Origin of the sequence: Gracilibacillus halotolerans, assembly GCF_014206945.1 — a bacterium.
Classification (GTDB): Bacteria; Bacillota; Bacilli; order Bacillales; family Amphibacillaceae; genus Gracilibacillus; species Gracilibacillus halotolerans.
Genome location: NZ_JACHON010000034.1, coordinates 1 through 13,523, shown reverse-complemented (window position 1 = coordinate 13,523; position 13,523 = coordinate 1). Strand labels below are relative to the sequence as shown.

Here is a 13,523-nt window from a genome sequence, read left to right as displayed (position 1 = left end):
AAGCGTAGCGCGGTAGAATTTCCAGTTAAGTGTACAAAAAGAGAAAGCTCTATCTATTGAGGGTTTAGCGTCCTTGAGAAATACTTGACACAAACCTCTCGTAAACGGTCATATCAATATTTTTTAATACATGTATATCTCCGAACGATTTATTCAATTGATTTACTTTAAGCATTTCCTTTGTTTCCATTATCCTCATCTCCTATCTGTCACTTAATGCTAATCTACGCTCAAATCGGCTTACTATGAATGTTAACAACGCCACAAGCACTAAATAGTAGACTGCTACGATGAGTAAATAGGTCATTTCATCAAAGTTATTCGATCCTAGTGTTGTAGCCACATTGAACAGCTCATTCATGGAGATAAATGCGGCTAACGAAGAATCCTTTAAACCAATGATAAACTGGTTGCCTAAAGGTGGCAGTGCTCTACGGAAGGCCTGCGGAAGAATAATCCTTCTTAATGTCAGTGATTTCGTCATACCTAATGAGCGTCCTGCCTCCATCTGTCCATTATCGACTGCTTGAATCGCTCCTCGAAAGATTTCGGAAATATAGGCTCCATTATGTAATGCCAAAGCTAGTGAAGCAGCCCAGAAATCAGGGAGGAGAAAAATCCCGCTAATTCCGAAGTACAGGATAAATATTTGCACAATCAGCGGTGTCCCGCGGACCAAATAGACATATGCATCTGAAATGTATTCTAATATTTTTATTTTCGATATTTTTAATAAAGCGAAGAAAAGTCCAATAATGATTCCAATTAAAATAGAAACAACGGTCAGCTGTAATGTTAGAAGCATCGCTTTTAGGAATACATCTTTTGTATCTATGAGTGTTTGAAAAAAATGTGAGAAACTTGGCAATGTACTACTTCCTTTCTTTCCATCGTGTTGATTTATTCTGGTTTCTTGGTAATGTCCTCACCAAAATATTCCATGCTAATTCGACTTAGTGTTCCATCTTGCCGGAGTTGCTCCAGCGCTTCGTTTACTCGCTTTAATAAGTTCGGATTATCCTGTGGCAGTACAATCGCTTGTTCACTACGCTCAATTAACTGCTGCTCTTTAATATCAAACCCTTCCTTTGCAGCATTTTTTCCGGTAACAAAGTCTGTGATTACCGCATCATGACGTCCAGTACTTAACGCTTGTAAAGCTGTAACGTCGCTGTCATACGTTTTTACTTTGTCCGTATACTCAGAGGCAATCTCGGCATACGTTGAACCTTTTGCTACAGCTACTTCCTTTCCTGCTAAATCGTCGGTAGTCTTAATTTCACTGTCCGGTCTAGTAAAAATTTGCGGACCAGAATAATAGTAAGGGGTAGTAAAAGAAACATGTTTACTCCGCTGCGAATTAATCGTGTGGCTGGCAACAGCTGCATCCGCACGTCCTGTTTTTACTCCTTCTACAATCCCTTTGAATTTGATCCGCTTCGGAACCGGCTTAAGACCCATTTCTTCTGCAAGGGCTTTGCCAACCTCAATATCAAAGCCTGACATGGTGAGATCATCATTCATATAACTAAATGGCTTAAACTCACCAGAGGCCGCAAAAACAAATTCATCTTTATTTATCAGTTCAGATCCATCGGCAAGCTTATCCTTCTCGGCACAAGCAGATAAAAAGCAAATCATGATCATACTGAAAATCAATAGTATCTTTCTATTCAACCCCATATTGGCAACCAATTCCTTTCCTTTATTCCTAGCTGAACTAACTAAGTAATTTGCTTATGAAAGAAAATACCCCGTTAACTCTCCAATCAAACAAAGAGTGCCAGACACCTTAATGGCGTCTGACACTCTTTGTTTAACTAATATATACTCTAATGCTAAGCATGAGATTGCCTGCTAAAAAAGCATAAAAAACCTTATACATACCATCGAAGAAGACCCCGATTCTGAAGAAGCCCGAAAACTGCTTATTTTATCAATAAAAAATCCTTATAAACCAACCAATATCGTTGCAAATATCGAAAAGGATATAGAGCGTTAAATAGTTATTATAAAAACGAGGAAAAGCTTCTTGCTGACTGGATAATTTAAATTACAATACTCTAATTGTCTTGTGTGATTTATCAAAGGAAAGAAGAACCACCCCCACACAAGAGATAAGGGTGATTCTTCTTTCACGTCTAGAAAATGGCAAGCGTATACTGTATAAGACCTATTACTGCAAACAATGCATACATCGACAGAAAAATAACAGACAGTACTAATCCCAGCTTTGCAAACTTATGATCTTCAAATCTTCTTGAAATATACAGAGCCAATATAAGAACAGCGATAGTCACTATTTCTTTTCCAGTATTTAAGGCAAAAAAACCTAGTACTATATCTCCTATTTTTTCTTTGTTGATGTGAAGTGCTGAAAAAGTCATGGCTAAAATAACCAATATAGGTGTAATACTACCTGTTCCAAGCTGTCTTTTGTAGTCCAAATTACTCACCTCCTTTCATTACCAGAAGCAACCATTTTACAAATATGTAATTTTCTTGTTTTAATTGGAAAAATATATGATACTATGAATAATGTAACATATATGTTATAAAAGTTAAATAAAAAAAGGAGTGTTAAATTGAAGAAGTTACTAGGGTTGGCAATTAGTAGTGTTTTGTTCCTAGGTGTTGCAACTACTGTATCTGCTGCAGAAGATACGAGTAAGATTGATGACCTTGAGAACAAAGTAAACAAACAAATCAGCGAAGAACTCAATAGCCATGCTTCTGAAAACCACATTGATGTAGTTTTTGGAACACCTTCGTTTAAAGTTAATGAAGATGAGCTTGAGAATTACAACATAGATGAAATTCAGGAAGCAGTAGAAGAACACATTGAAGATTTTAAGGACAGCTTAAATGAGTATGATTTAAGAAATGAACTTGTTCTGGACGAGTCTATATTCTCGATATCTTCGATAAAAAAGAATGGTTCTACTTATACCGCAAAAGTATGGGCAGGTGTTCCTGGTATTGGACACGGTTACATTAATCAAGATTTTACTGCCAGAGTTTCTAGTGGAACTATTAACAGTATCAGTCTTAAAGGTTCTTCTTATTTAAGTGGATTTACTATTGGAAGCTGGAGTCACAACAGATCATGGGTTACTTATAAAAACAACAAAAAGAAAGCTGAACTTAGAATGAAAGGTACATTAACTTATGGTATACCTAAGACACCTTTACAGGGAAGTCTACCGGCAACATTCTTAAAAACTGTTAAAGGTTCTGGAAGCAACGTAGTTTCAGACTAAAAAGAATAAACGATTCAACTACATACTATAATTATCGAACTCATATCAATGAATCGTAGAAAACTCCTCTTTATTAAGGGGAGTTTTTAATATATATCCACATTCGCTTACGTGGCTAAACGGTTCATATCTTCTCTTATTTCTTCCCTTAAGTATTTATCTATTCAATTCCCTACTGAAACAATTGTTATTTTTAAATATTCTCCACAAGATGAATCATTTGGAATCCTTTATCAATAATATAGATAGTATTTTTATTTCGCGTTTGAGTTGTGTAGCTGCTAAACCAAAGTGAACAGCTCCCTCCTCCAACCTCTAATTGACTATAACAGGAGCGTAACCATTGATTAGGCATAACATAACTGTTACACTCATCATGTAATTTAAAAATATAACAACTTGAAAATAAAAATATATGGAACGAACTTCCCTCAAGATTGGAGGCTTAAATGATTACTTTACAAAATGTGACCAAACGATACGGCACGTTTGAAGCAATTCAGTCCATATCATTACACATTAAACCTGGTGAAATTCACGGCATTATTGGTGCAAGTGGTGCAGGAAAATCCACACTATTGCGTATGATGAATTTACTTGAAAAACCTGATGAAGGTGACGTTATTATTAACAATAAAAAAATTAATCATTTAAAAGGCAAAGAGATTCGTCATATACGTCAGTCGTTAGGCATGATTTTTCAAGGACATAATTTAGTTGGCAATAAAACGGTTTTTGGTAATGTCGCTGTGCCTTTAGAAATAGCTAAAGTAGAAAAAAAGCACCGAACAGAACGCGTTATGGAGAGCTTACAATTCGTCGGTCTTGAAACTTTTAAAGATAAATATCCTAGACAACTTAGTGGTGGACAAAAGCAGCGTGTCGCTATTGCACGAGCAATTGTTAATGATCCAAAAGTTTTGTTATGTGACGAGCCAACATCATCACTTGATTCAACCACGACAATGGAAATACTTGAAGTGCTAAAGCAAATTAATCAGAAACTTAACGTAACAATCGTAATTGTGAGTCATGAGATGGACGTCATTAGAAGTCTCTCTGAGCGAGTGACAGTTATGGCAGATGGTCAAATATATGATGTGGTAGACATCAAGCCGACAGGTGTACATAAAATTAAGAAAGGTGCAGCAACATTTGTCGAACAACTGAAGTCAGGAGGTGATTCCAATCATTCCTGATGTATTAGTTGAGTATCAATCTGAGATTTGGGTGTCGATTGGCGAATCATCTATTATGGTGGGGTTTTCAGTATTGGCGGCATTATTAGTTGGACTACCTATTGGAACATTTTTATTTCTATGTCGTAAGGGGCAATTACTTGAGAACAGAATCGTGTTTTCATCATTAAATTTAATCGTGAACATTATTCGTTCATTCCCATTTTTATTGCTTGTTATTTTTATGATTCCATTTACTCGTTTTGTTATGGGTACTGCAATTGGAACAGCTGCCGCAACGCTGCCAATGATGGTGATTGCCATTGCACACTACTCACGACTTGTCGAGCAATCCCTCCTCGATGTACCAAAGGGGGTGATTCATGCAGCAGTTTCGATGGGAGCATCCGTTAAAGATATTATTTTTAAGTTTTTATATGTTGAAGCACGCTCTGCACTCGTTTTGAGTATGACGACTTCCACGATTAGTTTTATTTCTTATTCAACGATTATGGGGGTTGTCGGTGGTGGCGGTATTGGAGACTTTGCCATTCGATATGGTTATTTACAATATCGCACCGATTTAATGGTTTATATTATTATAATCATCGTTATATTTGTACAAATTATCCAATATACAGGAATAACTTTAGCAAGAAAAATAGATAAAAGGTAGAAAGAAGGGAACAATCTATGAAAAAATCACTATTAGTAATCATGATCGCTCTCGTAACATTTCTCGTTGCGTGTGGGGATGATCAAGAAAATAATGCAAATGAAGAAAATGACGTGCAAACATTAAGAGTTGCTGCTGTTGAATCACCAATGACAGATGTTGTAGAAATTGCAAAAGAACTTCTCGCCGAAGATGGTATTGAGGTAGAAGTTGTGGAGATGGGCGATTACATACAGCCAAATGAAGCACTAAAAAATAAAGAGATTGATGCAAACTTTTCACAACATGTACCATTCATGCAACAATTCAATGAAAATGCCGATGGTAACTTAGTTGACGTTCAACCGATTTATTTTGCTAACTTCGGCCTTTATGCAGATGGATATGAAAGTATTGATGAATTACCAGATGACATAACAATTGGTATTGCCAATGACCCATCTAATGTGGATCGTTCTTTACGCTTATTAGCATCCCATGGTTTGATTGAGCTAAATGAGATTGACGGAGAGCAATATGGATTAGATGATATTATTGAAGACTCACATAACTTCAGTTTTGAGCAAGCAGAAATTGCTGCGTTATCTCGTTTATATGAAGATGTAGATGGAGTCATTATGAACCCAACACATGCGAGCCATTTAGATTTAACACCGGCTGATGATGCGCTCATCACGGAAAAAGAAGATAACAAATTTGCCATTACATTAGTTGCACGCGAAGATAATGTGGATTCAGAACTAATTCAAAAATTATCGGAAGCAATGACGAGTGAAGAAGTGCGAGAGTTTCTAACGGGACGTGAAGGAGAATCAGCTGTTCCGGCATTCTAACCAGAAAATCTCCTCCCTATATATCTTACGAAGTGTACCGAGAAAGCAGGTACACTTCTTTTATAATTCGTAATATCATACATGATTTTAACTGAAGAAATTGCTAAACGACTAGAAACATCTCTATATGCGAATGAGATACTCGCAAGTAAAATTTGAGATAGATTTACTATTTTAGTACTGAGTATATCCAAGTTCACCAAATAAATAAAACGCCATTGGTGTGACCTCTTGGGTACTTAATGTTTAACTTGTAATCCAGATAGAACCCTCATTTTATGATAACTCATCCACGCTATCGATAAAATCATTACCAATGAAAGCCAATTCTAAACTTTCTCTTTCTGTAGTGGATAAAATTATCTTTGCTCGGTTAGGCTCCCCTGGATAACCAAGAATAATATCATACAATGATTTATCATTTTCCTTTTGAAATATATACATTGTATTGTGACCTATTAAGAAGGGAAACCTATCTTCTAACTCACGAGGAAGGTACCTCCATCTATAAGCAACGTTTACAAAACCACGCTTTGGCTTTTGCGTAATGGAAGGTATTAGCCAGTCTCTCCCCACTTTTCTTGCTGTTCGAACTTTTCCACGTCTAATCCACTGCCTAACTGTCGTGTCTGTCACATTATTAACTTTAGCAAATTCTTTAACATCTAAATAATCACACTTTACATCTAATAGTGTTAAACTTTCCGTAGAAGTCATACCCCAAATCCCATTAATTTCACTTTCAATCTCAAATTCATCACAAAAATTTAAATTTAATTTTATTCCATCATTCTCTATATGAAAATCATAGAACCACCAATCATCCATAATTTTAGGTAAGTGAGTATTATCAAGCGTATTTTTAAATTTATCAAAAAGCCTCAGCATATTGTGTTTATGAGTTTCTTCGATTTCCTCATCAGTTTCATGGTAATTCCACTTAACAAAATCATCAAATTCCTGTTGAATTTCTTCTTTTGTAAAGCTATGATTTTCTTTAAACACTTTTAATTCATTCTGCATTATATTCTCTCCTTTGTATTTCTGCAATACATTTTATTAAATTGTATTACAACAATACAATAATGACAACATTCACCTTACTTTTTTGTTAAACATGAATACTATCCTCCTTGCCAATGCAACAAGAGAACCGTCCACACGTTAGCCTGTCAATTTATGACTTTATAGTTCCACTTTCCGCCTTTACTTATGATACGGTTTCCCTTTACAATCCAAAGGCAATGTTTTTAGGAGGAGGACACCTCTCAATATAGTTTTGAGATTGTCCTTTTTACTCTTTCATAACTTCATAACCTGTTCCTTAATCATCGTGCCCCGATTCAATAAAAGAATTTATGGCACCTTCTATTAACAGTATTTCTTGGAAACAATTCGTTCTATTAGACAAATGAAGGAATTCGCCATAGTGTTATCGAATAATATCATATACTGAAAAAATATGAGAATGGGGCTCTAAAATGCACGATTATATTTATAATCAAATGACTCGTAACATCAAATTTGAAAATAATGAATTACAGACTTTTTTCTGTAAAGAAGATCCGGCTTTAATTACTTCGGAGGAAACAGAAGGTTTTCATCTATACCTTACTGATATTTTACAAGAGACGTTCCATAGAGATTTTTTTTCAAGCAGACAAATAGATAAAAGTGACCATGTTATTTCTGATATTAAAGATCAATTAAAGAAGAAAACACAAACCATTAGAAATGATATTCTAAACAAGTATCTTCAAAGTGAAAATCTACATATTTTGATGAGTAATGGTTGTTCTCTGTATGCAGGTTCTAAGGCAATTAATACAAATCAAAAGCAAGAACATACTACTTTATTAGAGAATTACAAATTTGATGAACACGTTAATAACAAGGAAGCATTGGAAGATGTATTACTTAGTCTGGCTAAGAAAAGGCCAGAACAAGCATTAGATGGATTATATGAGATGCTTTCCTATTACCAAAATATACTTCAAGATGACTCCATCAAATATCAGTTAGAAGAATTAGTTGAAAGTTTTAAAGAAATTTTTATTAAGAATTTTGTTCTAACAATTAATTATGATGTAAACCATCTTCATAAGACTTTTTTTAAAAAGTTGGTTTCAAGAGGAGCAAAGAGTAATAAGGTGAATATTTTCACTTTAAACTATGACTTGTTAATAGAAAAAACCGCAGAAGAGCTTGGAATACATGTTAACAATGGCTTTTCCGGATTCCATTACCGTTCTTTTAATCCCGCTTCATTTCATCTTGATACACACATCCAATATTCAGATGGAGGGAAAACTTATACTAAAGGGATAAATTTATTTAAATTACACGGATCACTTTCCTGGTTCTTTGATAATTACAAACCGCCTTACGGTATCTCAGAAAAACAATTAGATTTTAAACTGTTATCTACTGAAGGCGAAGGAACATTAATACCTGACTGTATTATCTATCCCGTTCAATCTAAGAAAACATACTCATTAGATCTACCTTATAGTGAAATGTTCCGCCAGTTTATTGAATTTTGCAATAAGCCGAATTCCACTTTATTAATTATGGGCTATAGTTTTCTTGATGAACACGTTAACGATATTATTACCAATGCGTTGTCTAATCCTGATTTTAATCTAATAATTTTCTCTTATTCAAATAAATCTGATGAAAATATATCTCCATTTCTTCAAAGTTTAATAGAAAGGAGCCTTGAAGATTCAAGAATAACGATATTCTTCGGGGACTTCTTGGGTGATTTTCAATATATTACAAGTTATCTAATACCTTATCCTAACTTTGATAATAATGAGAAGGTAATTCTGGATACATTAAAAAGATTAAAAGGTGAGATGAATAGAAATGTTTGATGGGGATGTACGAATAGGGAAGATAATAAAAATTGAGGGGTTAGCAATACATATTGAAGTAACAGATGAAAATGTGGCTAATAAGCTAATCCTAAAGTACGGAATTAATGACTATGTAGCATCAATTAATAAGTTGATTTACAGTATTTTACCAAATGGAAAGAGAATAATCGGAAGAATCTCCAAAATATTTGATAAGAACACCTTTATTCCTGAAGATATTTTTTTAAAGAGTAATGATTCTTTTGTAATCGAAGCAACTTTGATAGGAGTTTATGATGACTATTTAATGAAATTCGATTCAGGTATTAATAGCTTTCCTATTATTGGTAGTGAAGTTTTTTCAATTGGCCAAAAAGTATATCACTCTATTGTTAGTATAAGTGCACCTTATAACCTACCAATCGGTGCCAGCTATGATGATAACCAACTTGAAATCTCAGCAAATCCAGATATATTGTTTGGAAAACATATGGGGATATTTGGAAATACAGGTACTGGAAAAAGCTCTACTGTTGCCTCTCTTATTCAGGGTCTAAAAAGAAGACTGCAAGATAAATGTGGGAATCCAGTACATATTAAACCTAAAATTATCATCTTCGATTCTAATGATGAATATGAGCAAGCCTTTAAAGGAACGGAATTTTCAGTAAGGAAAATAAAAAAAGAAGAACTATATCTGCCACACTATCATTTAAGTTTTACTGAATATTTCCGTTTTTTAGGAGCAAGCCTTGGTGTACAAGCACCCATTCTAAAAAAGTGTATAAAAACGCTTAGAGAAAAACCTGGCATTAAGAACAATGAAATCTTTCAATTTAACGATCTTCATGAAGAAATTAATAGATGGCTATGGAATAACGCTAGGAAAAAAGATAAAGATGGGAATCTTACAAAAGAATATGATAACTTTAAAGCCAGTCAGTGGTTTAACTGGTGTTCGACAATGATGAATAGAATTCAAACTATTACTGATGATCCTCGAATTTATAATATTATAGAGAACAGAGTTGGAGAACAGAGTACAATTGAGGAGATTGTAGATTCTAATAAAGAAATCTTTATTATTGAATCCGACTTTGAAAAGGATGAGTTAGATATTGTAATGTTTCTGTTTTCCAAATTGGTCTATCAATGGGCCATAGAGAACAGAAAAACAAGAGATGTTGACAGTTTAGTAATTCTCTTTGAAGAAGCTCACCGCTATATTAATGAACAGGAGCAGGAAGAATTCAAACTAGGGACATATTATATTGAACGACTTGCACGAGAAGGAAGAAAATTTGGTATTAGCTTAATAGTATCGAGTCAAAGACCCTCTGAGCTAACAAAATCAATCGTCTCACAATGTAACTCATTTATTGTTCACAGAATAACTAACAAGTTAGATTTAGAGTTCATTAACAGAAACTTATCTAGTAATTATCAAGACTTAATCAAGTTTGTTCCAGGATTAGAGAAACAATATGCAATTGTTTTCGGTGGAGCATTTGGTTACACAGATATAGTAAAAATAGCTGATGCCGCACCTGTTCCTGATAGTGAAGATCCGAAAGTAATTAAATCTTGGGTATCTCCAGAAGAGTCCTTTATTGATGTATAGACAGATGATATTATCCTAACACATACATTTAGACTATTGGTAAAGAGTTACTTTAGCTTACAATATTTCTAAACTTTTAAGACTTCCTAAATGGTTAGTTAACTTTCTTACTTAAAACATAATTAGGATGGGATAATAGTAGCACCCCATCCTAAGCCTTCAAGGATTACTAAATTACTTAAATTCCTAATTCTTTATCAGTAAAGCTTAATACCACTTGCTCCTTCTTAGTAAACAATGACTCATTAACTTGCATAAATTCCGGCAACACTGCTTGAATTGAGTAATTCAATTCCTTCTGTTCATAAAATATTGATTTATATCTTGAAAACCTACGCCTATCATCATAAAGAAGTTATATTTTAAACAAAATCATTACCTATTTATGATACGGTTCATCTTTCATTATCCTAAATGACCTGTATACTTGCTCCACTAAGATTAATCTCATCAATTGATGTGGAAAAGTCATTTTGGAGAATGAGAGAGCATAATTGCTTCGTTGCATTACTTCGTTGCTTAACCCTAATGATCCTCCTATTACAAAGGTGATTTTGCTTTTGCCATGAAGCATTAATTGTTCTATTTTGTCGGCCAGTTTTTCTGATGTTAACATTTCACCCTTTATTTCCAGGGAAATAACGTAGTCATCTTGGGAAATTTTCGACAGAATTCGTTCACCTTCTTTGCGTTTAACTTCCTCTTGTTCTTTTTCACTCATCGTCTCAGGTGCTTTTTCATCCGGGACCTCTATTATGTTCATATTTGCATAAGCGCCAAGACGCTTCACATACTCTTCTATTCCTTGTTTTAAATATTTTTCTTTTAATTTCCCGACTGAAACAATAGTTATTTTCAAAATCTTCACCGCTTTCCGTTAAATCTGTTGCTTTTATCTTAGCAAATTCAACCTGTTGTTACATCCTTATTTTATAGTTCTCATGAAATTCACCTGTTAAATTGGTATCACTTTGTAGAATTTTTGCTACTTACCAGCGTTCTATTTTACAAATTGCCTATCTTTCTCGTATTGTGAAAGTACGTAATTAAACTAATAGGAACTTTAATTTGAAAGGGGATCTATAAATGGAGCGAATAATTTTTATTGAAACAGGTACTGGAATTGATGTGCATGGTCAAGATATTACGAAAGCATGCGTGCGAGCAGTGGAGAATGCTATTCACTATAACTCCATGCCTGGTATAAAGCATTACCTACCAGAGGAAAGTTTACACAATATGAGGGTAAATGTGAAATTGGCGGTACCAGCGGATAAGGAACTCGTGGATATTGAACGTGTGAAGCAAGAGATTCCATATGGTACAGTAACAGTTGAACTAATGGATGGTGGAATGGCTACTACTTCTGGAATTATTCTAGAAGATAAAGATGATAAAAATGATTTAATGTATATTGTGAATGCTTCAGTAGAAGTTGGTTATTAACAATACAACTAATCGTGCAGCTACTCATATTGGGATGGTATATGAGTTTATGTAATTTTTATAGAATTGTCATCGTCTATACTAATAAAAAGAAAGTAGGAACATTTTTTAAAAAAATGCCCTACTTTTTATTTGGCTAGAACATGAAATCTGGTTCTAGTCTTTACTATTATATTCTAGATAAATCATTTGGCTTCGATCATTTATCGTAGTTAATCTAACTTTTTAATGATGATGGACGCAGTAACGTTTGTTTGTGTTCCACCTGCATCAGCCTCAAGATCAACTTCACCAGTTTGTGAAGTGTGATTTCGTAATGTTATTACATCACCTGCAGCTAACTCTAATATTACTTGGCCATCATTTTGCTGTTGTCCAGCAGCTGATCCATATATAGCCTCTGGAACTTCTGCTCCATTTACAAAGATTGCAAATTGGTTTTGCATAACAGCTGTTACAGAGAACGTAATCTCATAAATTCCTGCTTCAGTGACAGTTATTTCAGCTGTTCCTGGGGTATGAGTGATGCCTCCGACGATGACTCCATTGTCACTGAAGATAATATCTTCTTCTACTCCTACTTCCTGAGCATCCGTATTATAAATATACGCATATGCTTCTAAACCGTCGCCTGTTGCTCCTGTGGCTCCTGTGGCTCCCGTTGCTCCTGTGGCTCCCGTTGCGCCTGTTGCTCCTGTTGCTCCCGTTGCTCCGGTTGCTCCCGTTGCGCCTGTTGCGCCTGTTGCTCCTGTTGCGCCTGTTGCTCCTGTTGCGCCTGTTGCGCCTGTTGCGCCTGTTGCTCCTGTTGCTCCTATTGCTCCTGTTGCGCCTGTTGCTCCTGTTGCGCCTGTGGCTCCTGTGGCGCCTGTTGCGCCTGTTGCTCCTGTGGCTCCTGTGGCGCCTGTTGGGCCTGTTGGTCCTGTGGCTCCCGTTGCGCCTGTTGCGCCTGTTGGTCCTCCTGCTGGTCCAGTTGGCCCCGTTGGTCCGGTAGGTCCTGTAGGCCCAGTCGGACCCGTTGGACCGGTAGGTGAATCTGGAACATTTACTACCCAACTAGGAACTGTTATTGGAAATGGATCTGGACGAAACTTCACGTCTTTTGATTTACATTTTTTCCTGTTCTCTTTATTGTTTCTCGCCATATTTATACCTCCTGTCTCTACTATTTTTATTCCATTTATCGCTGGCAGTAACGGCGGATATATTAATTTTCTCTTTTCCACGCATCGATTTTAAGGTCTAGTTATTTGCCTCTATGCGTCTAGTAATTACTATACCTGCGACAGTAAATTGATAGAAATATAGGCTATTACATGATAAACAAACACAATCATCCACTTATCATCATTTATCTACAGAATTATCATAAGAATATAGAAATACTATTCTTCTTATCACTTTTACACTATCGACTAATCAAACAATGGCTCATTTTCAATTTATCTATAGGGAAAGTGATCACTCTTATAAAAGTTATTAATCAAGATGATTGAGTTTTAGGTAAGATTATAGGAGAATATTTTAATATAAATGTAACCGTTTTTATAAAAGGGTACTAGGAGCATTCCTGTAATGAAGAAATTTGAGGGTTGAACGAAAGAGAGCCCCCTTGGTATGATACGAGGTGTCCAAAGCTTCGAAGCAAAAAGGA

Annotated in this window: 13 protein-coding genes and 1 pseudogene; 7 read left to right on the top strand and 7 right to left on the bottom strand. The window is 35.2% G+C overall.

Annotated features, from left to right (window positions below; all coding sequences use genetic code 11):
- Nucleotides 1-97 precede the first annotated feature (97 nt).
- From GGQ92_RS16565 to GGQ92_RS15705, 4 genes and pseudogenes are all read right to left on the bottom strand, one after another.
- Nucleotides 98-190 (bottom strand): annotated as a pseudogene (locus GGQ92_RS16565) (polar amino acid ABC transporter ATP-binding protein); the annotation flags it as partial.
- Nucleotides 191-202: 12 nt separating this feature from the next.
- Nucleotides 203-868 carry an amino acid ABC transporter permease gene (locus GGQ92_RS15715; RefSeq protein ID WP_184251218.1) on the bottom strand — a complete coding sequence of 222 codons (666 nt, stop codon included), beginning with the start codon at nt 866-868 and terminating at the stop codon, nt 203-205.
- Between the two features lie 32 nt (nt 869-900).
- Nucleotides 901-1,683, bottom strand: coding sequence for a transporter substrate-binding domain-containing protein (locus tag GGQ92_RS15710; protein ID WP_184251222.1), 783 nt, complete (start codon nt 1,681-1,683; stop codon nt 901-903).
- 458 nt (nt 1,684-2,141) lie between these two features.
- Complete coding sequence (locus GGQ92_RS15705) at nt 2,142-2,447, bottom strand: hypothetical protein (protein ID WP_184251217.1); 306 nt, start codon at nt 2,445-2,447, stop codon at nt 2,142-2,144.
- Nucleotides 2,448-2,585: 138 nt separating this feature from the next.
- On the opposite strand from GGQ92_RS15705, the gene GGQ92_RS15700 reads away from it, so the two are divergent.
- The 4 genes from GGQ92_RS15700 (at nt 2,586) to GGQ92_RS15685 (ending at nt 5,947) form a co-directional block, all read left to right on the top strand.
- Nucleotides 2,586-3,260 carry a hypothetical protein gene (locus tag GGQ92_RS15700; protein WP_184251215.1) on the top strand — a complete coding sequence of 225 codons (675 nt, stop codon included), beginning with the start codon at nt 2,586-2,588 and terminating at the stop codon, nt 3,258-3,260.
- Nucleotides 3,261-3,709: 449 nt separating this feature from the next.
- Nucleotides 3,710-4,459 carry a methionine ABC transporter ATP-binding protein gene (locus tag GGQ92_RS15695; RefSeq protein ID WP_184251213.1) on the top strand — a complete coding sequence of 250 codons (750 nt, stop codon included), beginning with the start codon at nt 3,710-3,712 and terminating at the stop codon, nt 4,457-4,459.
- On the top strand, nt 4,452-5,114 hold the full coding sequence (locus tag GGQ92_RS15690) for an ABC transporter permease subunit (protein WP_184251220.1): 663 nt from the start codon (nt 4,452-4,454) through the stop codon (nt 5,112-5,114). The genes GGQ92_RS15695 and GGQ92_RS15690 overlap by 8 nt, the downstream gene beginning before the upstream one ends.
- Nucleotides 5,115-5,131: 17 nt before the next feature.
- Nucleotides 5,132-5,947 (top strand): MetQ/NlpA family ABC transporter substrate-binding protein, encoded by an 816-nt coding sequence (locus tag GGQ92_RS15685; protein WP_184251211.1) that lies wholly within the window; start codon nt 5,132-5,134, stop codon nt 5,945-5,947.
- 276 nt (nt 5,948-6,223) lie between these two features.
- On the opposite strand, the gene GGQ92_RS15680 is transcribed toward GGQ92_RS15685, so the two are convergent.
- Nucleotides 6,224-6,970: a helix-turn-helix domain-containing protein gene (locus GGQ92_RS15680; RefSeq protein ID WP_184251209.1), complete on the bottom strand. Its 747-nt coding sequence runs from the start codon at nt 6,968-6,970 to the stop codon at nt 6,224-6,226.
- Between the two features lie 458 nt (nt 6,971-7,428).
- Here GGQ92_RS15680 and GGQ92_RS15675 point away from each other — a divergent pair, with 458 nt between their 5' ends.
- Complete coding sequence (locus GGQ92_RS15675; RefSeq protein ID WP_184251207.1) at nt 7,429-8,823, top strand: SIR2 family protein; 1,395 nt, start codon at nt 7,429-7,431, stop codon at nt 8,821-8,823.
- Nucleotides 8,816-10,426 (top strand): ATP-binding protein, encoded by a 1,611-nt coding sequence (locus GGQ92_RS15670; protein ID WP_184251205.1) that lies wholly within the window; start codon nt 8,816-8,818, stop codon nt 10,424-10,426. Before GGQ92_RS15675 ends, GGQ92_RS15670 begins: the two co-directional genes overlap by 8 nt.
- Nucleotides 10,427-10,805: 379 nt before the next feature.
- Here the strand turns inward: GGQ92_RS15670 and rlmH are convergent, their stop codons facing one another.
- A complete protein-coding gene (rlmH, locus tag GGQ92_RS15665; RefSeq protein ID WP_184251203.1) occupies nt 10,806-11,285 on the bottom strand; it encodes a 23S rRNA (pseudouridine(1915)-N(3))-methyltransferase RlmH in 480 nt (159 codons plus the stop codon).
- Nucleotides 11,286-11,512: 227 nt separating this feature from the next.
- Between rlmH and GGQ92_RS15660 the strand changes: the two genes are divergently transcribed.
- Entirely contained in the window at nt 11,513-11,872 is a 360-nt protein-coding gene (locus tag GGQ92_RS15660; RefSeq protein WP_184251202.1) for a Lin0512 family protein, read from the top strand.
- A gap of 212 nt (nt 11,873-12,084) precedes the next feature.
- Here GGQ92_RS15660 and GGQ92_RS15655 read toward each other — a convergent pair whose 3' ends face one another.
- Complete coding sequence (locus tag GGQ92_RS15655; protein WP_184251199.1) at nt 12,085-13,014, bottom strand: BclA C-terminal domain-containing protein; 930 nt, start codon at nt 13,012-13,014, stop codon at nt 12,085-12,087.
- Nucleotides 13,015-13,523: the final 509 nt, after the last annotated feature.